Origin of the sequence: Janthinobacterium sp. 75, assembly GCF_004365495.1 — a bacterium.
In the GTDB taxonomy this organism is placed as follows: Bacteria; Pseudomonadota; Gammaproteobacteria; order Burkholderiales; family Burkholderiaceae_D; genus Janthinobacterium.
In genome coordinates, this window is record NZ_SORD01000001.1 from 4,848,224 (window position 1) to 4,871,309 (window position 23,086).

Genomic DNA, 23,086 nt, shown 5'->3' on the forward strand with positions numbered 1-23,086 from the left:
TCAAGCCTGCGCAAGCAGGGACGGTGGCATGCCAGGCAAGGCATCCTCCGCCGAGGTGCGGGCGCTACCCGTGGTTGCAATGGCACCGCCGGGCGTCCCCGATGCCGGCACAGGCACGGGCAAAATAAAGGGCAGCACTTGCGCCCTGCCACGACGTGCTTCCCGCACCTGCGCATCGTGGGCAAGGAACTGGTAGGCGATGGCAAACCACGCTTCGCCCACGATGACCTTGCGCGCCAGCGCGAACAGTTCGCGCTCTTCTTTTTCCAGGCGCTGCAACAAGGCCGTGCAAAAGGCATCGATGGCCGCACACAGCTGCTCGGTTTGCTGCTCGGAGCAGTCGAGGGTGGCTCCTGCGCGCTGCTGCACGACGTTGATGCTCTCCAGCGCCGCGTGGTTCAGGCCGTTGAGTTCATCGAGCAGACCATTGAGCAAGCCATCCGCATGCGGTGTGGCCTGGCGCATGGCGGGGATCAGATACATCTCCACCTTGCGCCAGTAGCCGCCCTGATACAGCCGGTTGAGCCAGTCGCCCGTGTACTGCAGTTGCGCCAGACTCAGCCGGCTCTGCTGGCGCAGTTGCACCTGCATGTATTTTTGAAATGCCAGCAAACTCATGCGGATACTGGCCTGTTCCACCGACAGGGAAACCAATATATATGTTGCCGTAAGCATGCACTCACTCCCGAAAATGCGCTGGATGTCTCATCCTGGAAGTGAAAGTGTAAAGACTACCGACAGGGGCGGGTTTGATCCTGCACAAACCCGCACCGGCTTTTTTCAGGGCGCGCGCAAGCCGATATGCAGGTTGACCACGCCCGGCTCTTCCGATGGCGTGACTTCGCCGCCAAAACTTTTCACCAGCCGCTGCATGCCCTTGTTGCGCGCCATCGCCTCGCCCACCAGCGCTTCCGTGCCGCGGCTGCGGAAGTAGTCGACCAGCTTTTCAAACAGGATGTGGCCCAGGCCCTTGGCCTTCAGGGCCGAGCGCACGGCGATGGCGAAATCGGCGTGGATATTGTCCGGGTCGGCCACGGCGCGCACCACGCCCAGGGTTTCCGGCTTGCCGTCCGGGCCCGTGTGCGTGGCGATGAAGGCCATGGCGCGGTCGTAATCGATCTGCGTCAGGCGCGCCAGCTGCGACACGGGCAGCTCGCGCATGGAGGTAAAGAAGCGCAGGCGCACGTCGTCCGGGTCCAGCGCATTGAACAGGTCCAGGTGCTGCGGCGCGTCCTCGGGGCGGATAGGGCGCAGCAAAATGGATTGCCCCATCCACGTCACCTGCTCTTCCAGCTCCTGCGGATACGGGCGGATGGCCAAGCGGTCGCTCTTCTGGCCCGGTTCCAGACGGATGCGCGCGTCGAGGGCGATCACGCCGTCGGCGTCGGCCACCAGCGGGTTGATGTCGAGTTCGGCCAGCTCGCCGATATCGGCCACCAGTTCGGCCACCTGGATCAGGGTGTAGCAGATGGCATCGATGTCGGCCGGCGGCTGGTTGCGGTAGCCAGCCAGCAGTTTCGACACGCGCGTGCGGGCCAGCATGTCGCGCGCCAGCACCATGTTCAGCGGCGGCAGACCGATGGAATGGTCGGCCGTCACTTCCACGGCGATGCCGCCCTGCCCCACCAGGATGACGGGGCCGAAGGCGGCGTCCGTGGTGACGCCGACGATCAGTTCATGCGATTGCGGCCGGCGCGCCATCTGCTGCACCGTAAAGCCGTCGATCAGCGCATCGGGGCGCATGCGGCGCACGCGCTTGAGCATGGCGGCGGCGGCCGTGCGCAGGATGTCGGGCGTGTCGAGGTCAAGCGCCACGCCGCCCACGTCGGATTTGTGGGCGATGTCGGGCGAATGAATTTTCAGCGCCACCGGGTAGCCGATGTCCGCGGCCACGGCCAGCGCCTCTTCCACGTCGGCCGCCATGCGCGTCATCGCCACCGGAATGCCGTAGGCAGCCAGGATTTCCTTCGAGCGGCATTCGCCCAGCACCGTCTGGCCGGCGGCCAGCGCGGCGGCGACGATTTCGCGCACGCGCGCGCGGCGCGGCGTGGCCGACATGGGCAGCTGCGCCGGCACCTGCATCAGGGTTTCCTGGTTGCGCCGGTACTGCACGATCTGCATGAAACCATGCACGGCCTTTTCCGGCGTGTCGTAGGTGGGAATGCCGGCCCGGTTGAAGACCTGGCGCGCAGGCGCCACCGTGGTGCCGCCCAGCAGGCACGACAGCACCGTGCGCGAGGTGGCCTTGATCAGCGGCGTGACGGCTTCGGCGATGTCGATCGACGAGACCATGGCCGTGGGCGCGTGCAGCAGCAGCAAGGCATCCGCCTGCGGCTCGTCGAGCAGCGGCTTGATGGCATCGACATAGCGCTGCACGGGCGCGTCGCCGGGCAAGCCCACGGGGTTGTCGTGCGACCAGCCACGTGGCAGGGCCTTTTCCAGCGCGATCACGGTATCGGGCGACAAATCGGCCAGCTTGCCGCCGCTGCCCACCAGCGCATCGGTGGCCATCACGCCCAGACCGCCGCCGTTGCATAAAATCGCCAGGCGCTCGCCGCGCTGGGCGCGGATATGCGTAAGCGTTTCCACGGCATCGAACAGTTCCTCGGCCGAGTACACGCGCAGCATGCCGGCGCGGCGGATGGCCGCGTCGTACACGGCGTCGGAACCGGCCAGCGCGCCCGTATGCCAGGCCGCCACGGCGGCGCCTTCCGCCTCGCGTCCCGCTTTCAGGACGATGACGGGTTTGCTGCGCGCGGCCGCCCGCGCCGCCGACATGAATTTGCGCGCCGCCTGGATATCTTCCATGTACAACAGGATGGCAGCCGTGTCGATGTCGCCGGCGAGGTAGTCGAGCAGATCGCCGAAATCGATGTCATAGCTGCCACCGAGCGAAATGAACTTGGAAAAGCCCACGCCGTGCGCGTTGGCCCAATCGAGCACGCCCGACACCAGCGCGCCCGACTGCGACACGAAGGCGATCTTGCCGCTGGTCGCACCCAGGTGGGCGAAGCTGGCATTCAAGCCCAGCTTCGGCACGAGCAGCCCCATGCTGTTGGGGCCGAGGATGCGCAGCAGATGCGGCTTGGCCGCTTTCAGCATGGCCAGGCGCAGGGACTGCTCGCGCACCGGATCGAGGCCGGAAGTCATGACGATGGCTGCGCGCGTGCCCAGCGCACCCAGGTCACGGATCAGGCCGGTAATCGTGGCGGGCGGCGTGCAGATGATGGCCAGGTCCGGCGCCTTGGGCAACTGGGACAGCTTGCGGTAGCATTTCAGGCCCATCAACTCGTCATACTTGGGATTGACGGGCCAGATATCACCTCTGTACTGCGCCCCTTTGTCCTGCGCACCCTGCCCCTCCCCTCCCAGCAGGTTGGCCAGGGCGATGGCGCCCAGCTTGTGTTCGCGCGCCGTGGCGCCGATCAGGGCCACTGAGGCCGGCTTGAACAGCTTGTCGAGATTACGGATACTCATGTTCTGGCCTCATGGATTGCCGGAGCGGCTACGCGCCAGTGTATAGGATGCGCTGCCAAAAAAACTTGACCTTGTAGCGCGTTTCGCAAAAAAACCGCGCGTGCCTACCAGCGCGAGCGGTGGCTTTCCGTCACGCCCGCCAGATGCGCCACGATGCGCTTGGGAGATTGCGCGCTGGTGCGTACCCAGCCGCTGAAAGTACCGATGGGCTGGATGTAGCGGCTGGCGGCGATCCACAGGTTCTTGTCCTCGCGCCGCGCGCCTTCAGGCTTGAAGTGCAGGTCCAGTAAATCGTCGTCCGTCCACACGTGCCAGGGCGCCAGCGGGTTGTCGGGATTGAAGTCAAAATGCGCGCGGCCCAGCGCATACAGCTGGCCATCGAGCCACAGCGCATTTTCATGCGCGCCGAAATAGCCGGCCTGCAGATTGAAACCCAGGTCCAGGCTGTGCGCCGAAGCCCAGCGCCATTCCGTCTCGCGCGCCAGCAAGCCGTTCGAATAGTCGAAACTGGCCACGCCGTCATCGAGGCTGTAGCCCATGGCGCCGCAGCGCACCGTGCCCCACAAAGGCAGGCCGCCCGATTTTTGCGTCGCATGCACACTGCCGCCTTCGGCCACCGGCCCGATAGCCAGCAGGGTCGGCGCCACGGGCGGGCCGAATTCCGCATCGATGCCGAAATGGCCGCAATCGAGCTGCAAACGGTAGCGCTGCTGCGGCTGGGACTCGATGACGATGGTGTGCGACAGGAAGCGGAAACGGCTGCTGGCAGCGGCGTGCGGCGCCACGGCAGCGGACAGGCCAGGAATGCCATCCTGCGAAAAGCTGGCCACGATCTTGCCCTTGTGACGGTCGAAGGCATACGCGAACGCCGTGCTGGTCCAGCCCAGGTCGACGATGGCCAAGCCGCAAAACAGGGTGGGCGTGGACAGGGCCACGTAATGCCAGCGCTTGTGGTGGAACAAACGCCAGAAGGCGCCGCGCGCATGCGGCGGCGACAACGCGGCCCAGTCGAAGGCATTCAACTGCCCCGTGTAGCGGCCGAAACGGGGCTGGCCGTCGGCGTCCAGCAGTTCGGGCGGGGCTGGTGGCAGCATCATGCGGCCCGCCTTGCCGCTTCGCTGCCATTCTGCAGGGCGGCAGCCAGCTGCGCGCCAAAGGCTGCCGGCTGCGCTCGCGCCATATCAATCGCGGGGCAGGCATGCCAGAGCGCCAGACGCTGCACGGCGCCGGCCACGTCCTGCACCAGGCGGGCACTGAGGCGTACGCCGTCTTCCAGCGCCAGCGACTTGATCTCGAAGCGCCCCTGCGCGCGGTGCGCCTTGGCGTCCAGTCGCCCCACCAGCGCACCGCGGCGCAGGATAGGTAAAGTGAAGTAGCCGTGGCGGCGCTTCTCTGCCGGCGTATAGCATTCAAGCCGGTAGTCAAAGCCGAACAATTCCAGCGCGCGGCGACGGTCCCAGACGACGGGGTCGAACGGCGACAATATCGTCGTCAGGGTGGGCGAGAGCTTGCCGGCCGCCGCCGCGCGCATCCATTCGCCATGCTCGGCATGCACGTAGACGGCATCATCCCAGCCGGCTACTGCGCAGCGCAGCAGCACTCCCTCGTCCACCAGCGCCTGCAAATCCTGCGCCAGACTGGCGCGCGACTGCTTCGTGCGGAAATAGTCGCTGATCCAGCTGGCCCGCGCCAGGCCCAGCGCCTTCACGCTGGCCAGCAGCAGGTGGCGGCGCACCTGCTCTTCAGGCGGCAGCAAGCCATCGTGCCAGCCGGGCAGCACTCTTTCGGCCAGGTCGTAATAGCGCTGGAAATGATGGCGTTTCGCGATCATCAGCACGCCCGACGTAAACAGCACTTCCAGCGAGCGTTTCTCCGGCTTCCAGCTCCACCAGCCGCCCGCCTGGCCATCCGTGCGTTCAAAGTCAGCCGAGCGCGCGGGGCCGTTGGCACGGATGTGCTCCAGCACGGCGGCCACGGCATCGCCCTGCTCGGCCATCCACTTTACCGAGTATTTCCAGCCCATGGCGGCCGGGTCGAGCATGCGGTGGCGATACAAGCCATAGTCTTCGATGGGCACGAAGCAGGCTTCATGCGCCCAGTATTCGAACAGCGCGCCCTCGGCCAGCAGCTGCTCCAGCCACGGCTGCGGATAATCGCCCAGCCGGCTCCACAGCACCAGGTACGGGCTGCGCGCCACCACATGGATGGTGTCGATCTGCAGCACGCCCATCTGGCGGATGGCGGCCAGAACGTCGGCCTTCACGGCCTTCTTGCGGCGCGCTTGCAGCAATCCCTGCGCGGCCAGGTGCAAGGCGCGCGCGGCAGCCAGCGATAAAGGGGGGAGGTCGGGAGAAATGTGCTTGTCTGGGCTGTGCATAGCTGAAAGATACCGCATTCCGCGTGACACTTGCACGTTTTATCGCTATCGGCTTGCCCGGCAACGGCAGGAAGCCCAGGCGCACGACGCCGCAGCCGCCGACGAGAACACAGCGCCGTGCATTCCCGGCCAGCTTGTTAAGAATCTCTTAAGAACTTCTGCGCATGATCCGGAGCCAAATATTTTTTGGGAAGCCAGGTCAGTAATTGTGAATGATTCTTATTGCTTTCATGATTCCCATTACCTAGAAAATACAGACCAATTACGAATCAACCCTCCAGGAGTTTGCATGTCCAACAGCACCCGCCGCGCGCGCCTGCCGCGTCCTACCACCCTGGCCCTGGCCTTGGCCGCCCTGTCCTGCCTGCCCGCTCACGGCCAGACGGGCACGCCTGCCAGCATGCCCGAAGTGGTGGTTTCCGCCTCAGGTTTTGAGCAGGATATCAAACAGGCGCCCGCCTCGATCACCGTGCTGACGCGCGAGGAGCTGTCGAAAGAGCGCTTCGGCAACCTGACGCAGGCGCTGGAAAGCGTGGAAGGCATCGACGTCGGTGCGGCGGGCGACAAGACGGGTGGCATGAACATCAGCATCCGCGGCATGCCCAGCGACTACACGCTGGTGCTGATCGACGGGCGCCGCCAGAACGCGGCCGGCAATATCACGCCGAACGGCTTCGGCGGCACGCAAACGAGCTTCATGCCGCCGCTGGCCGCCATCGAGCGCATCGAGATCATCCGCGGCCCCATGTCGACCCTGTACGGCTCGGACGCCATGGGCGGCGTGATCAACATCATCACGCGCAAGGTGGCCAAGCAATGGATGGGTTCTATCTCCGCCGACTACACCTTGCAGCAGGAATCGGACTTTGGCGACGTGAAAAACGGCCGCTACTACCTGAGCGGCCCCATCGCCGCCGACCTGCTGGGCCTGTCCCTGCGCGGCAGCAAGCAGCGCCGCGATGCGGCCGATATCCGCTACAACGGCGCGGCCGGTCCGGGAACCGCGCCGAACATGGGCGCCAACCCCGTGCGCGCGGACATTGAAAACGTTGGCGCGCGCCTGGCCTTTACGCCAAACCGCTACCACACCGTCATCCTCGACGCCGACGCGGGCCGCCAGACCTACGACAATTCGAAACAGCAGCTGGGCACCTTGGGCTTGCAGGGCGGCTACGGTCCCGAGCAGAAATACAAGCGCGACCAGTGGACCCTGTCGCACACGGGCCGCTTCGGCTTCGGCACGCTCGACAGTAGCTACATGGTGAACAAGACGGAAACGCTGGGCCGCACGATTCCGCCAGGCACGCCGGGCGCCGTCGCCGGCAGCGCGCGCACGCTGGAAGTGGAAAGCCAGGTGTTTGACACCAAATTGGTCATGCCTTTGGGCAAACACATGGCTACCGTCGGCGCGCAATGGTGGAAAGCGGACATGACGGACGGCGTGGCGCCAAAGAAATTCGAATTCACGCAAAAAGCCCTGTACGTGGAAGACGAATGGCAGGTGCTGGAGCATGTCGCGCTGACCTTCGGCGCCCGCCATGACAATCACAGCATCTTTGGCGGCCAGACCAGCCCGCGTGCCTACGCCGTGTGGAATGCGACGCCGAACTGGACCATCAAGGGCGGCGTCAGCAAGGGTTACAAGACGCCGCGCGTGGAGCAATTGTCACCTGGCATCAACGGTTTCGGCGGCCAGGGCACGATTCCTCTCGTCGGCAGCCCGAACCTGAAGCCGGAAACGAGCACGACGACGGAAATCGGCGCGTATTTCGACAACCTGGCGGGCTGGACCGCCAGCGGCTCCCTGTTCAACAACGCATTCAAGGACAAGATCACCACGGGCACAGGCCTCGTCAACTGCGATTACCGTCCCGCGCCGAACCGTCCCGGCTGCGTCAGCTTCGGCAACTGGCCCAACGTCGATGCGTTTGGCCAGTCGGTCAACGTGGATGAGGCCGTCACGCGCGGCGTCGAGCTGAACACGCGCTTCCCGCTGGGCAAGACCTTGTCGGCCAGCGCCAACTACACCTACACGGAAAGCGAACAGAAAAGCGGCAGCAACGCCGGCAAGCCCCTGAGCGACACGCCCAAGCACGCCGTCAATGCGCGCCTGACGTGGGATATCTCGCGCGCATGGAACGGCTGGCTGCGCGCCGAATACCGCAGCGAACGCTTCCGCGATCCGGGCACCTCGGCTTCCACGCGCGCCGCCAAGGCCGCGCTGGGCGACTACCAGGGTTACACCATGTTGCACCTGGGCAGCAGCTACCAGCTGAACCAGCGCGTCACCCTCAACGCGGCCGTGTACAACCTGCTCAACAAGGACTTCGTCGACTACCAGCCTTACCGCGCTCCGACGTTGACCTACGCCAACCGCTACGTCAACAGCCTGGACGGACGCCGTCTGTGGCTGTCAGCGACCGTCGATTTCTGATCAAGCGGGCGGCCTGCGGGCCGCCCGTTTTTTCGTCAAGCCGCTTTAGGCTTGTCGATGCAGTAACCGATCGCATGCACGGTGCGTATCAAATCCCGCCCCAGCTTCTTGCGCAGGTGGTGGATATGCACTTGTACGGCATTGCTTTCCACTTCATCGCCCCAGCTGTACAGGTTTTTCTCCAGCTGTTCCCGGCTCAGCACCCGGCCGCCGTGTTCCAGCAGCAGTTGCAGGATGCGAAATTCCTTCACCGTCAACATCACGGGCATTCCCCCTTGCGTCACCTGCCGGTCCGCGATATCGAGCACCAGGTCGCCGTGCACGAGGTTTTCGCGCAGGCGGCCGGCGGCGCGGCGGCAAGCGCTGCGGATGCGCGCGGCCAGCTCGTCGAGGTCGAACGGTTTCACGATAAAGTCATCGGCGCCCGCATCGAGTCCGGCTATGCGCTCGTCCACCTGGTCGCGCGCCGTGACGACCAGCACGGCGCCGCTATAGCCGTTGTCGCGCAGCACGCCCAGCGCCTGCATGCCGTCCTGCCCCGGCAAGCCCAGGTCGAGCAGGATGCAGCCATAGTCGTGCAGGCGCACGGCCGTGTGCGCGTGTTCGGCGCTCGTGACCCAGTCGACGGCATAGCCGCCCTGTTCCAGACCGATCTGCGTGGCGCGGCCCAGCTGCGGGTCGTCTTCGGTCAGCAAGATGCGCATGGGATCAAGGCCTGATGGCCCGCTCAGTCCTTTTTCTTGATCAGGCCAGCGAGTGCGGCGAAGGGATTGTGCGTGGCGGGCGCCACCTCGGCCGATTGCAGGCCGGCGCCACGGTCCGCTTCCAGATAACGCGAGTGCTCATTGTCGTGGCAATACAGGCACAGCAGTTCCCAGTTGCTGCCATCGGGCGGATTGTTGTCGTGGTTATGGTCGCGGTGGTGCACCGTCAGTTGCTGCACGTTGGCGCGCGTAAATTCGCGCATGCAGCGGCCGCATACCCACGGATACATCTTCAGCGAGCGCTCGCGGTAGCCGCTCTCGCGCTGGTCGGCGGCGCGGCGCGCTTCGGCCACGATCTTGTCCAGTCTTGCCGCGTCGGGCTTTTTACTCTGCATGACAACTTTCGATATGGGAGGGAGAAGCACTCATTTTAATGAGGATGGAGGCGCAATTGTACTTTTTCTGCCACGCCGCCAGCCCGTATCGCCGCCGGCGTGCTTTTTTTAGCGTGCGCGGCACCACGAATATTTGATTTAACGCAAAATAAGCCTAGCGACAGACCGCGAACAGACGATGGGAGCGGCGGCAACAGGGTTACGCGCAAGGCAGCCGGATCGGCTATCATGCGCGCCACGCCGCCCCTCCCCTTTTCCATGAATATAGCCTGCAAGCGCCCGTGATAGCGATAACAAGACCCCTGCAACGCCTTGCCCGCCGCCTGTACCGTTTCAGCCTGGTGCCCCTGTTCGCGCTCATCTTGCTGCTGGCGCTGTGGGCGGCCGTCTTTTATCAGGTGGGACAGGAGCGAGCCAGCGCCGTGCGCGACGCCGTGGCCGTCAGCCAGTCACTGGCGCGTACTCTGGCCGACCATACCAGTTTCACTCTGCGTCAGACCGATCACGCCACGCAATTGTTCAAGCTAAAATACGAGGAAACGGACGGCGGCCTGCGCCTGAATGAATTCACGCGCCGCCAGGGCCTGCTCGACAGCGTGCTGCCATCGAAACTGGCACTGCCGATCGCGCTGGTCGACGCGCGGGGCAATGTGCTCGACAGCACTAACGCCTATTTGCCGGAAAACCTGGCCAAGCAGGCATTTTTCAGGGCGCTGGCCGCCAATGCTTCCGACACGGCCCTGGTCGACACGCCGATGCTCGACGCGGGCAGCAAGCACTGGACCATCCGCCTGGCACGCCGCCTGAACGATGGTCAGGGCCGCTTTGCCGGCGCCATCATCATCCACGTCGACCCCACCTATTTTGTCGACGATTACGATCGCCTGAACCTCGATGAACAGGGAGCGCTGATGCTGGTGGCACGCGACAGCGGCCTGACGGTGGGACGCATCGGCGAGCAATTGATTCTCAGCGACCGCATCGACTTCCGCATGCCTGGGCCGCCCCAGCATGCCGCCGAAGAATTGCTGATCGAGCCGCCCGTCGACAAGACGGCGCGCATCTACAGCTACCGCGAACTGCCGCGCTACCCGCTGCTGGCCGTGGTGGGAGTGAGCCGCGCCACCGCCCTGACGCGCTTCGAACACCGCCGCCTGGCGTATGTCGGCGCGCTGCTCGCCGCCAGCGTGCTCATTGCCGGCTTTACGGCCCTGCTGATGCGCCAGAGCGCGCGCCTGCGCCGCAGCATCCGCCAGGCAAAGGAAACGCAAGCGCTGCTGCGCGCGGCGCACCAGGGCAGCCTCGATGCCGTGCTGCTGCTGAAGGCCTGGCGCCCAGCGCCGGGCAAGCCGGTGGAAGACTTCATCTTCGCCGACGTCAACGAGCGGGCCGCCGACATGCTGGGCAAGCCACGCTCCGAACTGCTGGGCCAGCGCGTGCTGCCGCGAGTGCCGCTGCTGCGCGACGAGCGCTTTTTCAAGCGCTTCGTGCTGGTGATGGAAACGGGCCGGCCGCTGGAAGATGAATTCGAGCTGCCGCTGGCCTCGGGCGGCACACGCTGGCTGCGCCACCAGGTGGTGCCGATCACCGACGGCGTGGCCGTCACTTCGCGCGACATCAGCGCGCGCAAGCACGACGAACTGGCGCTGCAGGACAACCGCAGCTTCCTGCAGTCATTGATCGACCATTTGCCGGTGCTGGTCTACGTGAAAAGCGCGCGCCCGGAAAATTTCGGCCAGATGGAAGTGTGGAACAAGGCGGCCGAGGATATCACCGGCCACCTGGCCGCCGACGTCATCGGCAAGACAGATTGCCAGGCATTCCCGCCTGACTTCGGCCTGCACGACGCCGCGGACGACCGCGCCATCCTGGCAGAACGTGGCGTCATCGACCATACGGAAAAACCGCTGCGCCTGCATGATGGCAGCCTGCGCTACCTGCGCGCCGTCTCCGTGCCCGTGTTCGATGAGCGCCAGCAGATCGAACATATCCTGTGCATCGCCGAAGATATCTCACAGCGTCGCCAGCAGGAACTGGAACTGCGCCAGAAACAGGCCGAACTGGCCGCCGTCAACGACGCCTCGCCGCTCGGGCTGGTGCGCCTGGACCGCCAGCGCCGCTGCACTTACGTCAACCGCACCTTCGAATCGATCACGGGCCTGCCGCGCGCCGCCGCCCTGGGCGCCGGCTGGACCAGCGCCCTGCACCCGGACGACTATCCGCTGATGCACGTGGCGCTGGAGCAGCTCACGCGCAGCCATGCGCCGTTCCAGTCCACCCTGCGCTGCCTGCAGCGCGACGGCAGGCTGGTCTGGGTCTCCGTGAAGATCGCCCCCATCCTCATCGACGGCAAGATCGAAGGCTATGTGGGCAGCCTGGACGACATCACCACCCTGCGCGAATCGGAAGTGGCGCTACGGGAAAGCGAAGCGCGCCTGCGCACCATCGCCGACTCCCTGCCGGCCATGATCGCGTATATCGACGCCGACCAGGTCTACCGCTTCCTGAACATCGCCTATGAGCGCGAATTCGGCTTGACGGGCCGGCAGGCGCTGGGCAAGAGCGTGCGCGAGACCGTCGGCGAGGCGCGCTACCGCACGATGGCGCCATATATCGAAAGAGTGCTTGCCGGTGAAACCCTGAGCTTCGAGGAAGAAGACGAAAAAGAAGGCATCGAACGCTGCATGGAAGTGATCTACATCCCGCAGATCGGCGAAGACAGGCTGCAGGTGGCGGGCTTTCACGTGATGCGCCAGGATATCACCGTGCAAAAGCGCGAAAAACAGCGCTTGCTGAAGCTGGCCCAGGTCGATGCCCTGACCGGCTTGTCGAACCGCGCCGGCTTCCAGCAAAAACTCAGCGACGCCATGCACGCCAGCCGCCGGCAGCGGCACCTGATGGCCGTCATGTACATGGATATCGACCGCTTCAAGCCCGTCAACGACACGCACGGCCACGGCACCGGCGACGCCCTGCTGCGCGCCTTTGCACAGCGCCTGACGCAGACCATGCGCGCCACCGACATCATCGCCCGCCTGGGAGGCGACGAATTCACCATCATCATGGAACAGATCACCCGGCCCGACGACGCGGCCGTCCTGGCGGAAAAGATCGTCGCCGCCATGCAGCAGCCGTTCGAACTCGATGGCATCATCGTGCGCATTTCCGCCAGCATCGGCCTGGCCTTCTACCGCGACGAAGACATCCCCCCTGCCGTACTGCTGCAGCGGGCCGACGTGCTGCTGTACCAGGCCAAGCAGGATGGCAGGAACACGTATCGCGCGGGTGCTGCAGTAGTTTGATCCAGCCAATGGCGCCTGGCGCCATTCCTGCTATATTGGCGCCTGTCTTCCCTACCCTTGCCCCACCATGCGCCTGCTGCACACTTCCGACTGGCATCTGGGCCAGACCCTGCACAACTACGAACGGGGCTACGAACATCAGCGCTTCCTCGACTGGCTGCTTGACACAGTCGTGGCCGAACGCGTCGACGTGCTGCTGGTGGCCGGCGACGTGTTCGACAACGCCAACCCGTCGGCCGCCTCGCAAAAGCAGCTGTACGTGTTCCTGCAGCAGGCGCGCGCGCGCCTGCCCGCGCTACAGCTGGTGGTCGTCGCCGGCAACCACGATTCGGCCGGTCGGCTGGAAGCGCCCGGCCCTCTGCTGGCCGCGCACGGCACCCACGTGATCGGCCATGTGCTGCGCGGCGAAGATGGCGATATCGACCTGGAACGCCTGCTGCTGCCCTTGTCGGGCGCCGATGGGCAGGTGCAGGCATGGTGCCTGGCCGTGCCCTTCTTGCGCCCCGGAGACGTGCCGAAGCTGCCCGCCGGCGACACCCAGGATGCCTACCTGGGCGGCATCGCCCTGCTGTACCGCCAACTGGCGGACCTGGCGCTGGCGCGCCGCCAGCCCGGGCAAGCCATCCTTGCCATGGGCCACTGCCACATGGTGGGCGGCGAAATGTCGAACGATTCCGAACGGCGCATCGTCATCGGCGGCACCGAGATGCTGCCGTCGGGAATCTTCGATGCCGCCATCGCCTACGCGGCGCTGGGCCACCTGCACAAGGCGCAGGCCGTCGGCGGGCAAGAACACATCCGCTATTGCGGCAGCCCGATTCCCCTGTCCTTCGCGGAAGTGAACTACCGCCACCAGGTGCTGTGCCTCGATATCGAAGGCGAGCAATTACGCGAGGTACGCGTCATCGAGGTGCCGCGCGCCGTGCCCCTGCTGCGCGTGCCAAGCACGCCTGCGCCCATAGCCGAAGTGCTGGCGCAGCTGGCAGCCCTCGACGTACCCGCTGCGCCACCGGAAGCGCAGCCCTTCCTGGAAGTGCGCGTGCGACTGGACGCGCCCGAGCCGGGCCTGCGCACGCGCATCGAGACGGCGCTCGACGGCAAGAGCGTGCGCCTGGCAAAGATCGAGACGTCGAGCGCCGCGCGCAGCAGCGCACCCGAGAACATGACGCTCGACCAATTGGGCCAGCTGCAGCCGGACGACATCTTCCGCCGCTTGTACCTGCAAAAATACGCCAAGGAAGCACCACCCGAACTCCTCTCGGCCCTGGCCGAACTGCTGCTGCCCGGCGCCTGAGCGCACCTGAGAACCATGAAAATCCTGAAAATCAGCGGTAAGAACCTGGCTTCGCTGGCCGGCGAATTTGAAGTCGACTTCCAGCAGGAGCCGCTGGCGTCCGCCGGCCTGTTTGCCATCAGCGGCCCCACGGGCGCGGGCAAGAGCACCCTGCTCGACGCGCTATGCCTGGCGCTGTACGACGCTACGCCGCGCCTGTTGAAGGTACTGGGCAGGGGCAGCGCCCTGCCTGACGTGGGCAAGGAAACCGTCAACGCCCAGGATACGCGCACCCTGCTGCGCCGCGGTACGCCGGACGGTTACGCGCAAGTCGATTTCGTCGGCAACGACGGCGCTCACTACCGCGCGCGCTGGAGCGTGCGCCGCTCGCGCACCCGGGCCGAAGGGGCGCTGCAGGCGACCGCCATGAGCTTGCACCAGCTGCCAGCGCTGCAGCCCATCGGCGGCACCAAGACGGAAGTGAAGGACGAGATCGAGAAACGCATCGGTCTGTCGTTCGACCAGTTCACCCGCGCCGTGCTGCTGGCGCAGAACGAGTTTTCCACCTTCCTCAAGACAGAAGACAATGAACGGGGAGAATTGCTGGAAACCCTGACGGGCAGCAGCATCTATACCGATATTTCCGTGCGCGCCTTCGAGCGGGCGAAGAAGGAAAAGCAGGTCCTCGAACGCCTGGGCGAAAAACTGGCCGACCAGCGGCCCTTGTCGCCGCAAGAGCGCACCGACGCCGAGGCGCTGTGCGGCGCGGCCGAAAGCACCCTGCAACACCTCGACCTGCGCAAGGCGGTGCTGGAACTGCAGCAGCGCTGGCACCAGGAGACGCACAAGCTGCACGCCCAGGTAAGCGCCGCGCAAGAAGCGCTGGGCAGCGCCGATGCCGAACGGGCCGCCGCAGAAGAGCGCCGCAGAGCGCTGGCGCAGTGGGAATTGCTGCAGCCGGCGCGGCCCCTCATCGACGACGTGGCGCGCCTGGCCAGCGAGATCGCCAGCACCGGCGCGGTACTGGAAGCGTCGCGCGTACAGGCGGCGCACGCCGTGGCCAGCGAAGCGCAACTGGCGCAGGCCTTGCAGCTGGCTGCAGCGGCCTTGCTTGCCAGGGAAGGGGCGCAACGCGATGCGGCGCCCCTGCTCGATGCCGCCAAGGCGCTTGATGCCGGCATTGCAGCCCACTTGCCGGCGCACCGCCAGGCGCAAGATGGCGCCCTGGCCGCCGACCAGGCCAACGAGAGGGCGCGCAGCGCGCTGCACGATCTGCAGCAGCGCCAGCACGCCATGCAGGCGGAGCAGGAAACGGGCCGCCTGTGGCTGGCGTCGCACCAGCAGTGGCAAGCGCTGGCCACGTCATGGCAATTGTCGGACCAGCTGTTCGCCCAGGCCGGCCAGGCCGCCGCGCAAGCCGATGCGGCCGATGCCAAGGTGGCCGAAGCGGCGCAGCTGGTGCGCGCGGCAGGCAACGCGGGCCACGAAGCACAAGCGGCGTTGACGGCCGCCGCCGCCACGCTCGCCGCGCACGACGCGCAGCGGCGCGAGGCGCTGTCCGCCGTGCAGGCCATCGACGGGCAGCTGCTGCAGGAACAGCGCGGCCAGCTGGAAGACCATGCGCACCAGTTGAATGCGGCGGAAAAGACGTGGATGGAGCTGGCGCGCCAGCAGCAGGCGCTGGCGCACGGGCAAGCGAGGGCCGCACAACTGGCGCAAGCCACGCAAACGGAACACACGGCGCTGGCGGCGGCAGCGGCACAAACGGCATTGCTGGAAGCGCGCCTGGCGCAGGCGGAAAAGTCCTTGAAAGGCGCGGAAGCGGCATGCGCGGCCAGCGTCGAACAGCTGCGTGCGACCTTGCAGGATGAACAGCCCTGCCCCGTCTGCGGCGCGCTGGAGCACCCGTACACTCACGCCGACCATAGCAACCACGCCTTGAAGGCAATGCTGTCCAGCTTGCAGGATGACGTGCTGGCCTGCCGCGCGCAGGCGCGCGGCAATCTGGAGCAGTTGGCCACGCACAAGGCAGCGCTGGCCGGCTATGCGCGCGAACAGGCGCAAATAGCGCCCGAACTGGCGGCCCTGCCGTCCGCCATCGCCGCCCTGGAGGCGCAGTGGCTGCCGCATGCCGCTACCCTGCAATTGCCGCCCGAAGACCAGCGCGCGGACTGGTTCACGCAGCAACTGGCGGCCAATGCGGCCGGCTTGCAGGCGCTGGCGCAGCAGGAGACGGCGCTGCGCCAGGCCAGCGCGCGGCGTGAGCAAGCGCAGGCGGCGCACGAACTGGCAGGCGCCGAACACGGGCGCCTGACGGCCGCCGTCGCCGAAACGCAAACACGGCTGGCGCAGTTGCAGGCGCAGCTGGCGGCCAGCCATGACAAGGCCGAGACGTCGCGCAGCATGCTTGACGGCTTGTTGGCGCAGCTCGATGCCGCGTTTGACGACGTGGAAGGCGCCGAAGGCTGGAAAGATGGCTGGCGCGCCGGCCCCGCCGCCTTCCGCGCGGCGCGCGACACGGAAAGCCGGCAATGGCTGAAGCAGCAGGCGGACCAGGATAGCCGCCTCCACGCGCTGGCGACCCTGGCCGCGCAGCTGGACGCGGCCAATGCTGCCGCGCGCACGACGCAGCAGCTGGCACTGGAGGCGCATGCAGCATACGCCGCCCTGGACGCGCAGCTGAAAGCGCTGCAAGCGCAGCGCGCGGCGCTGTGGAATGGCCAGGCCGTGGCCGAGGTGGAAGGTGCGCTGGCAGGCGCCGTCGGGCGCGCAAAAGACCATCTGGCGCAGCAGCAAGCGGCGGCGCAAGCGGCCAGCCAGGCGCGCGCGCGGCTGGACGAAGCATGCACGCAAGCGGCACTGCGCCTCGATACCTTGCGCCAGCAAGACAGCGCTGCTGCGGCAGCGCTGGAGGACTGGCTGCACCGGTTCCAGCTTACCCATCCGGCCCATGCGCCAGCCGACATGGCAGCCTTGCGTGCGCATCTGGCCATCGCGCCGGAAGCCATGCGCGCGGAACGGGACGCCCTGCAAGTGATCGCCGACCGCCACACGGCGGCGCTCTCCGTGCTGGCCGAACGCCGGCAGCAACTGGCGGCCCACCTGGAGCGGCCACCGGAAGCACTGGAAACGGACGTGGCGGCGCTGCAGGCCGCGCTCGACGCGCTTGGCGCGGAACGCCAGGCAGCCAATCAGGAAGCGACGCGCCTGCGCCTGGCCATCGCGCAGGACGATGCGCGGCGCCACAGCGCGCAATCGATGCTGGCGCAGATCGAGGCGCAGGCGGCCATCGAGCGGCGCTGGGCCAGCCTGAATGAGTTGATCGGCTCGGCAGACGGCAAGAAATTTCGCAACTATGCGCAGCAATTCACACTGGAAGTGCTGCTCGGCTATGCCAACGCACACCTGAATCACCTGGCGCGTCGCTATCAGCTGGAACGCATCGACAATCCGAACAATCCGTCGCTGGGCCTGATGGTGCGCGACCAGGACATGGGCGGCGAACTGCGCTCCGTGCACTCGCTGTCGGGCGGCGAATCGTTCCTCGTCTCGCTGGCCCTGGCGCTGGGCCTGGCTTCGCTATCCTCGAACCGCGTGCGCGTTGAATCGCTGTTCATCGACGAGGGCTTTGGCAGCCTCGATACGGAAACCCTGCGCGTGGCCATGGATGCGCTCGACGGCTTGCAGGCGATGGGGCGCAAGGTAGGGGTCATCTCGCACGTGCAGGAAATGACGGAGCGCATCGCCACCCGCATCCTTGTGCAGCCGGGGTCCGGCGGCAAGAGCGTGGTGACGGTGCGCTAGCGGAGTGGCAAGGACGTCAGCGAAGCAGGGGTTCCCGTTCCAGCCTGAGCAAATCCCAGCCCAGTTCGCGGCGGATTTGCTCGGGGTCGGGCGGGGGCCGGCGCTGTTCCAGCTCCGCTTTCAACCACTTCCTGACCAGCTCCTTGGCGGGCTGTACTGGCTTTTCCTTGTCATGCTTTTCCATGGTGCTACCTCTTCAATGGCGGTCAGGTGACCTCCTGTATACGTTCAACGTCATGGCGCGGATTCAGTTGACGTGCGCGTGGCGCAGATGCAACAACGTGTAACGGTGGCCGGAGTGCGTTAAAATCGCCGCCTTCGCGCCGGCACCCCCTACGCCCCGCAACAGTTCAAGGAAACCCATGAAAGCCGCCCGCAGCCTCACCTTCAAGTGCGTAAAATGTCACAAATCCATGCAGGTCTACCTGCAAAAAGTCTCTGCCTGCTCGCATATCCAGCCGTATCAGGGCATTTGCGCATGCGGCGAACTCAAGCGCCACGCCACGGGCCAGGCCGATGCCGTCAAGTCTTACCTGGAGTCGGCAGACGGTAGCTGGTCGCACCACCACTAATGGTTAAAGAATGGGGAGATACTGCCGTTAATTCGCATATCCTCCCCATTTGAACCGACCATGTCCCAGCTTCCCGCCCTCGTTTCCGGCTCGCGCCAGCCTGCTGCCAATACCCTGGCCGGGCAAGCGCCGCAAAAGGCGGGCACCGGTGTGGCTAGCCTGGGCGCTTCACCCCTGATGCAGCGCACGGCGCAAGACGTGGTGGCCCTGTCGAAGAATGGCCTGGACCTGTCGGCCAGGGGACTCTCGCAACGGACCGATGCGCTGGGCAACGCCACCGTCGACGTGGCGCAGGATTTTCTGACCAACATGACACGCCAGCTGTTCGGCGACGGCGCCACGATCGCCTTCGATTCAGTCGACCTGCAAGCCGGTTCCAGCTTCAGCAGCGGCAATGCCAGCGTCTCGGGCGCCGGCAGCAGCAGTCGCGCCGCCGCCTTCAGCCTCGATGAAAATGCCCATTTTATCGGCAAGGGCAAGATCACCACGGCCGATGGCCAGACGTTCGACTTCGAACTGGAAGTGCAGTATCAATCGAACATCAGCGCAGGTGCATTTGCGCAAACGCAAGATGATGCACAGGAAGTTCCGCCATCCGATGACGCCGCCCTGCCCGCCAAAGATTTGCCCGCAACGACCTTCGCCGGCAATCTGCACGATCTGTTCAAGCTGCTGGGCCAACAATTGCAAAGCAATCTCCATCAGAGCGCGTCCGACGGCGCCAGCGCCAGCGGCAAGGATGGCGACCTGGCGGGCAGCCTGAGCTTGCGCTTGCTCAAGCTGGTGCAGCCAGACAATGCCGCCGAGACCGCAAAAAAAGCCGTGGCAACGGCGCCCGAAGACCAGGCGCGCGCCCGTGCGCTGGCACTCGCCTATGGCACGGACACCGCTGACAGTACGTCCAGCGACGTATAATGGAAGACGGCCTGCGCAGGCGACCATGCCGCGCGCCCCCTTCTATCGATTGAATCCCATGTCCGACACCTCTTCACCTACCGTTCATCCGCAGATCCACTGGAGCGAAAACGGCGCCGAGCATTCGGCCCGCTGGCGCTCGGAAAGCGGCATGCCGCCACCCAAGCGCGTCGTCATCGCGGATGACCGCACGACGGCCGACCAGGCCTACCGTCTGGCCTGCGAAGGCACGGCCATGCTGTGGCGCGGCGACTTCCAGAACGCGCGCCAGCTGCTGCAGGCGCTGGCGCGGCGCGCCGACCACAAAAACGACAAACCCAGCAAGAAGGCCAAGGCCGCCAAGCTGGCAAAACCGGAACCGTCCGCCACGGAAGCCTTCCATCTGCACCGCCAGGCCCAATCGCAACGCGCCCGCACCCTGGCCATGCTGCTGCTGCCTTTTGACGCCGACTACACGATTCCGCTGCGCCGCGCGCCGGACGTGAAACTGGCATGCAATGAGGCATATGGCCGCGGCGACGAGACCTTCGTCGCCTCGCTGCGCGAGCTGCTGGGCCTGATCGGCGCGCACGAATGGCGCCGCACGGGCGTGGAACTGCCGGCCCTGGGCCAGCGCATCCACCCCCATTACGGCGTGTTCGCGCCCATCCGCGGCGAATACGTGGGTCTGGTGGCCGACGCGCCCCTGCCCCCGCGCGCCAGACTGGCCTTCGACATCGGCACGGGCACGGGCGTGCTGGCCGCCGTGCTGGCGCAGCGCGGCATCGACCACATCGTCGCCACCGACCAGGACCCGCGCGCCCTGTCCTGCGCGCGCGAAAACCTGGCCCGCCTCGATTTGCAAGGCAAGGTCGACGTGGTACAGGCCGACCTGTTCCCTGCTGGACGCGCGCCGCTGGTCGTGTGCAATCCGCCATGGCTGCCGGCCCGTCCAAGCTCGCCCATCGAATACGCCGTCTACGATCCGGACAGCCGCATGCTGCGCGGTTTCCTCGCCGGCCTGGCCGATCATCTGGAGCCGGCTGGCGAAGGCTGGCTGATCTTATCGGACCTGGCCGAGCACCTGGGCCTGCGCCCCCGCGCACAATTGCTCGAGTGGATAGCGCAAGCGGGTTTGAAAGTGCTCGACCGCCTGGACGTGAAACCCACGCACCCGCGCGCGCAGGACGCCACGGACAGCCTGCACGCGGCCCGCTCGAAGGAAATCACGTCGCTGTGGCGCCTGGCAGCTGCCTGATAACAGATCTGCTGCAAGGCCATTGCGCATTGCAGCAAACCCCGCTATAATTCGCCTGCGGGGTGGAGCAGTCTGGCAGCTCGTCGGGCTCATAACCCGAAGGTCACAGGTTCAAATCCTGTCCCCGCAACCAGATACATGAAAGCCGCTGATTCTTGCAAAGGGATCAGCGGCTTTTTCATGCCTGTAATGCTTAGGCGTCGCGCGGCGCGTAATGAGCGACGCCATGGCCGAACGACCAGTTTTCGGGCGCTACTTCGACGAGGTTGATAAAAATGTCTTCGGGACGCAGACCGGGACTGCTGGACAGGCGCTCGGCGATCCGGCCATAGAGCGCCTTTTTCTGCGCTATCGTCCGGGTCTTGCTGATCGTGATCTGGATCATGACGAGATCGTCGCTGCGCGCGATGCCAAGATACGACTTGCCGTAGTTGAAATCGTCTTCGTCGTGTTCGCTGATCGTCATGAAGCGGTCATCGTCCGGCACGTCAAACGTTTCGCGCATGGCCAGATACAAGCCATCCAGTATGGCCTGGCGATAGGTGGCGGGCTTGCCCCGCCGCAGAGATACGCGTGTCATCGGCATGAGTGACTCCTTCCTGATGGTTGATTGAGATAGCTAACGATAGGCGCTATTGACCATAATGAAAACACATGGCACCATATTTCAATGATTCGCTTTTTAAATGATTGCCCATGAAGACGCTCGATATCGAGGCCGTGCAAGCCTTCGTTCTGGCAGCGGAACTGAAAAGCTTCACGCGCGCGGCCGAGGCGCTCGACACCACCCAGTCGGCCGTCAGCCTGAAGATCAAGCGACTGGAAAAGATGCTCGGCCGGCATTTGCTGGACCGTACGCCGCGCCTGGTGGGCCTGTCTGCGGATGGACACCAGTTCATGGTCGCAGCGCGCAAGCTGGTAGCGGCCCATCAAGGCGCACTTGCCGCGTTCAGCGCCAGCAAGCGGCGACTGGTGATCGGCATCAGCCACCACATCGTCGGCGCGGAACTGCCACTCTTGCTGAAACACATGCACGACGCCGAGCCGGATCTGGTGCTGGAAGTACGCATCGCCTCATCGCACGAAGTGCTCGGCTGCTTTGATCGCGGCACGCTTGATGCCGCCATCGTGCTGGGGCATGACCATCTGCGCAAAGGTGGCGACGTGATACTCGAAGAACGCTTCGGCTGGATGGCCGCCCCCGGCTTCGCATACCACCCGGACGAGCCCTTGCGTCTCGCGGCGCAATCCGAGTCTTGCCGGGTAAGAAGCATTGCACTCGCCGCGCTCAAGGAGCACGGCATCGCTTGGACCGAGGTTTTCGTCGGCGGCGGCATCACCACCATCGGCGCCGCCATTACGGCAGGTTTCGCCATTGCGGCGCTGGGGTGCCGGGTGGCGCCCGCAGGAACGATGGACGCGGGGCCAACGTTCGGACTACCGGCCCTGCCCACGCTGGACGTGCTGCTGTATTCCAATGCCGCCGATCCACAGACGCGGGACTCACTGCGCCGCCTGGCCGCCGCCATCCGCTCGACGGCGGCATAAATCACGATGATGCCTGCGCCACAATGGCGTTGCCGTGCCGCCGCCTTGCGCCCTATCCTGCGCAATTACCCTGGCCATTGCGCATTGCAGCAAACCCCGCTATAATTCGCCTGCGGGGTGGAGCAGTCTGGCAGCTCGTCGGGCTCATAACCCGAAGGTCACAGGTTCAAATCCTGTCCCCGCAACCAATACATGAAAGCCGCTGATACCCGCAAGGGTATCAGCGGCTTTTTCATTCCAGGCCTGGCCCGTGCTCAGGCTGCGACGCTGGCCCTGATCTGCCTGGCTGCAGCATGCAGGCTGGCCGCCACCCGTTCCAGCTTGTCGGCGCCCGCCGTTTCAGCCAGCGCGGCAAAGGCGCTGATATGAAACGTGGCCACCATCGCTGGCGACACGTCGAGCTCAAGCGCGGTCTTGCTCAATTCCGTCGACGCCTCGAGATAAGGCTCGCTGCCCGCCTCGAACGCCTGCTTCGTTTCCAGCAATTCCTGGCCGCCTTCCGCCTTAGCCAGGCATTCGTCGACCTTTTGCTGGAAGACCGGCAAGGTATCGCGCGCGGGTCCGGGTTCAGGCGCCGGCTCCGGTTCCGGCTCCGCTGGGGCTGCTGGCGCAGGCCTGTCCGCCTTCGGCATGTCGCGCATGGTAAGCCAGCGCTCGACGGCGAGAAAATCGGCAAACGGCTCCTCCACCTTGGGATTCATCAACCAGACCTCGCCCGTGCGCCAGTCGATCCTGGCGCCGCGCTCATTTCTCGCCAACAAAATATCCTTGCCGCCATCAGCATTCGACACCCGGCCGATGTCGAGCCAGTTCATCAGCTCCGCCTGGCGTGACATCGCGTTGACCCGATGAAAAAAGGCCAACCATAAAAATCTGGCGACCAAAAGAATCAGGGCACCGCCAACCATCCACATCATTTTTCGCTCCGTACCACATCGACAGCCCGCATTTTCTCACATGAAAGCTTGCGTCAAGGAAACTTTTACATCTACCGTGCAGCAGCGCAAATCCACCACCGTGCGCGGCCCGGGGCGCAGTCGCATTTCAG

The 23,086-nt window shown here is 65.4% G+C and carries 17 protein-coding genes and 2 tRNA genes; 10 read left to right on the forward strand and 9 right to left on the reverse strand.

The annotated features are described in order from the left end of the window. The 4 genes from C8C89_RS22045 to C8C89_RS22060 all read right to left on the reverse strand — a co-directional run bounded on the left by C8C89_RS22045 (position 1) and on the right by C8C89_RS22060 (position 5,854). Positions 1–675 (reverse strand): hypothetical protein, encoded by a 675-nt coding sequence (locus C8C89_RS22045; RefSeq protein ID WP_133992558.1) that lies wholly within the window; start codon positions 673–675, stop codon positions 1–3. A 105-nt stretch (positions 676–780) separates the two neighbouring features. Further along, complete coding sequence (locus C8C89_RS22050; protein WP_166674824.1) at positions 781–3,477, reverse strand: bifunctional acetate--CoA ligase family protein/GNAT family N-acetyltransferase; 2,697 nt, start codon at positions 3,475–3,477, stop codon at positions 781–783. 104 nt (positions 3,478–3,581) lie between these two features. Next, entirely contained in the window at positions 3,582–4,574 is a 993-nt protein-coding gene (locus tag C8C89_RS22055) for a DUF2804 domain-containing protein (RefSeq protein WP_133992560.1), read from the reverse strand. After that, positions 4,571–5,854 carry a crosslink repair DNA glycosylase YcaQ family protein gene (locus C8C89_RS22060; RefSeq protein ID WP_133992562.1) on the reverse strand — a complete coding sequence of 428 codons (1,284 nt, stop codon included), beginning with the start codon at positions 5,852–5,854 and terminating at the stop codon, positions 4,571–4,573. Before C8C89_RS22060 ends, C8C89_RS22055 begins: the two co-directional genes overlap by 4 nt. A gap of 289 nt (positions 5,855–6,143) precedes the next feature. Here C8C89_RS22060 and C8C89_RS22065 point away from each other — a divergent pair, with 289 nt between their 5' ends. After that, positions 6,144–8,288, forward strand: a complete 2,145-nt coding sequence (locus C8C89_RS22065; RefSeq protein ID WP_133992564.1) for a TonB-dependent receptor — start codon at positions 6,144–6,146, stop codon at positions 8,286–8,288. 35 nt (positions 8,289–8,323) lie between these two features. Here the strand turns inward: C8C89_RS22065 and C8C89_RS22070 are convergent, their stop codons facing one another. Next, positions 8,324–8,992, reverse strand: a complete 669-nt coding sequence (locus tag C8C89_RS22070; protein WP_133992566.1) for a response regulator — start codon at positions 8,990–8,992, stop codon at positions 8,324–8,326. Between the two features lie 23 nt (positions 8,993–9,015). After that, positions 9,016–9,387: a YajD family HNH nuclease gene (locus C8C89_RS22075; RefSeq protein WP_133992568.1), complete on the reverse strand. Its 372-nt coding sequence runs from the start codon at positions 9,385–9,387 to the stop codon at positions 9,016–9,018. 281 nt (positions 9,388–9,668) lie between these two features. Here C8C89_RS22075 and C8C89_RS22080 point away from each other — a divergent pair, with 281 nt between their 5' ends. The 3 genes from C8C89_RS22080 (at position 9,669) to C8C89_RS22090 (ending at position 17,766) form a co-directional block, all read left to right on the forward strand. Then, a complete protein-coding gene (locus C8C89_RS22080; protein ID WP_243858174.1) occupies positions 9,669–12,689 on the forward strand; it encodes a PAS domain S-box protein in 3,021 nt (1,006 codons plus the stop codon). A gap of 67 nt (positions 12,690–12,756) precedes the next feature. Further along, on the forward strand, positions 12,757–13,983 hold the full coding sequence (locus C8C89_RS22085) for an exonuclease SbcCD subunit D C-terminal domain-containing protein (protein ID WP_101480537.1): 1,227 nt from the start codon (positions 12,757–12,759) through the stop codon (positions 13,981–13,983). Positions 13,984–13,998: 15 nt separating this feature from the next. Continuing rightward, a complete protein-coding gene (locus C8C89_RS22090; protein WP_133992570.1) occupies positions 13,999–17,766 on the forward strand; it encodes an AAA family ATPase in 3,768 nt (1,255 codons plus the stop codon). Positions 17,767–17,782: 16 nt separating this feature from the next. Here C8C89_RS22090 and C8C89_RS27085 read toward each other — a convergent pair whose 3' ends face one another. Further along, on the reverse strand, positions 17,783–17,950 hold the full coding sequence (locus C8C89_RS27085; RefSeq protein WP_166674825.1) for a hypothetical protein: 168 nt from the start codon (positions 17,948–17,950) through the stop codon (positions 17,783–17,785). A gap of 178 nt (positions 17,951–18,128) precedes the next feature. On the opposite strand from C8C89_RS27085, the gene C8C89_RS22095 reads away from it, so the two are divergent. From C8C89_RS22095 to C8C89_RS22110, 4 genes are all read left to right on the forward strand, one after another. Further along, positions 18,129–18,338: a hypothetical protein gene (locus C8C89_RS22095; protein WP_034755039.1), complete on the forward strand. Its 210-nt coding sequence runs from the start codon at positions 18,129–18,131 to the stop codon at positions 18,336–18,338. Positions 18,339–18,398: 60 nt separating this feature from the next. Beyond that, a complete protein-coding gene (locus tag C8C89_RS22100; protein ID WP_133992572.1) occupies positions 18,399–19,253 on the forward strand; it encodes a hypothetical protein in 855 nt (284 codons plus the stop codon). 58 nt (positions 19,254–19,311) lie between these two features. Then, positions 19,312–20,490 (forward strand): methyltransferase, encoded by a 1,179-nt coding sequence (locus tag C8C89_RS22105; protein WP_166674826.1) that lies wholly within the window; start codon positions 19,312–19,314, stop codon positions 20,488–20,490. Between the two features lie 56 nt (positions 20,491–20,546). Next, positions 20,547–20,623: transfer RNA gene (locus tag C8C89_RS22110), tRNA-Met, on the forward strand. A gap of 60 nt (positions 20,624–20,683) precedes the next feature. Here the strand turns inward: C8C89_RS22110 and C8C89_RS22115 are convergent. Beyond that, positions 20,684–21,076: a tautomerase family protein gene (locus tag C8C89_RS22115; protein WP_133992576.1), complete on the reverse strand. Its 393-nt coding sequence runs from the start codon at positions 21,074–21,076 to the stop codon at positions 20,684–20,686. A 110-nt stretch (positions 21,077–21,186) separates the two neighbouring features. Here C8C89_RS22115 and C8C89_RS22120 point away from each other — a divergent pair, with 110 nt between their 5' ends. Further along, the gene (locus tag C8C89_RS22120) at positions 21,187–22,038 is read left to right on the forward strand and encodes a LysR family transcriptional regulator (protein ID WP_101480532.1); all 852 of its coding nucleotides are present in this window, start codon (positions 21,187–21,189) and stop codon (positions 22,036–22,038) included. Between the two features lie 111 nt (positions 22,039–22,149). After that, positions 22,150–22,226: transfer RNA gene (locus C8C89_RS22125), tRNA-Met, on the forward strand. A gap of 66 nt (positions 22,227–22,292) precedes the next feature. Here the strand turns inward: C8C89_RS22125 and C8C89_RS22130 are convergent. Continuing rightward, entirely contained in the window at positions 22,293–22,853 is a 561-nt protein-coding gene (locus C8C89_RS22130; RefSeq protein WP_133992578.1) for a hypothetical protein, read from the reverse strand. Positions 22,854–23,086: the final 233 nt, after the last annotated feature.

What these genes read in the sequence shown, in the direction of transcription:
- C8C89_RS22130 (WP_133992578.1), bottom strand. Translation starts at nt 22,853, where the DNA reads ATGAACTGGCTCGACATCGGCCGGGTGTCGAATGCTGATGGCGGCAAG.
- C8C89_RS22105 (WP_166674826.1), top strand. Translation starts at nt 19,312, where the DNA reads ATGTCCGACACCTCTTCACCTACCGTTCATCCGCAGATCCACTGGAGC.
- C8C89_RS22065 (WP_133992564.1), top strand. Translation starts at nt 6,144, where the DNA reads ATGTCCAACAGCACCCGCCGCGCGCGCCTGCCGCGTCCTACCACCCTG.
- C8C89_RS22095 (WP_034755039.1), top strand. Translation starts at nt 18,129, where the DNA reads ATGAAAGCCGCCCGCAGCCTCACCTTCAAGTGCGTAAAATGTCACAAA.
- C8C89_RS27085 (WP_166674825.1), bottom strand. Translation starts at nt 17,950, where the DNA reads ATGGAAAAGCATGACAAGGAAAAGCCAGTACAGCCCGCCAAGGAGCTG.
- C8C89_RS22090 (WP_133992570.1), top strand. Translation starts at nt 13,999, where the DNA reads ATGAAAATCCTGAAAATCAGCGGTAAGAACCTGGCTTCGCTGGCCGGC.
- C8C89_RS22045 (WP_133992558.1), bottom strand. Translation starts at nt 675, where the DNA reads ATGCTTACGGCAACATATATATTGGTTTCCCTGTCGGTGGAACAGGCC.
- C8C89_RS22115 (WP_133992576.1), bottom strand. Translation starts at nt 21,076, where the DNA reads ATGCCGATGACACGCGTATCTCTGCGGCGGGGCAAGCCCGCCACCTAT.
- C8C89_RS22055 (WP_133992560.1), bottom strand. Translation starts at nt 4,574, where the DNA reads ATGATGCTGCCACCAGCCCCGCCCGAACTGCTGGACGCCGACGGCCAG.
- C8C89_RS22075 (WP_133992568.1), bottom strand. Translation starts at nt 9,387, where the DNA reads ATGCAGAGTAAAAAGCCCGACGCGGCAAGACTGGACAAGATCGTGGCC.
- C8C89_RS22120 (WP_101480532.1), top strand. Translation starts at nt 21,187, where the DNA reads ATGAAGACGCTCGATATCGAGGCCGTGCAAGCCTTCGTTCTGGCAGCG.
- C8C89_RS22100 (WP_133992572.1), top strand. Translation starts at nt 18,399, where the DNA reads ATGTCCCAGCTTCCCGCCCTCGTTTCCGGCTCGCGCCAGCCTGCTGCC.
- C8C89_RS22050 (WP_166674824.1), bottom strand. Translation starts at nt 3,477, where the DNA reads ATGAGTATCCGTAATCTCGACAAGCTGTTCAAGCCGGCCTCAGTGGCC.
- C8C89_RS22070 (WP_133992566.1), bottom strand. Translation starts at nt 8,992, where the DNA reads ATGCGCATCTTGCTGACCGAAGACGACCCGCAGCTGGGCCGCGCCACG.
- C8C89_RS22060 (WP_133992562.1), bottom strand. Translation starts at nt 5,854, where the DNA reads ATGCACAGCCCAGACAAGCACATTTCTCCCGACCTCCCCCCTTTATCG.
- C8C89_RS22085 (WP_101480537.1), top strand. Translation starts at nt 12,757, where the DNA reads ATGCGCCTGCTGCACACTTCCGACTGGCATCTGGGCCAGACCCTGCAC.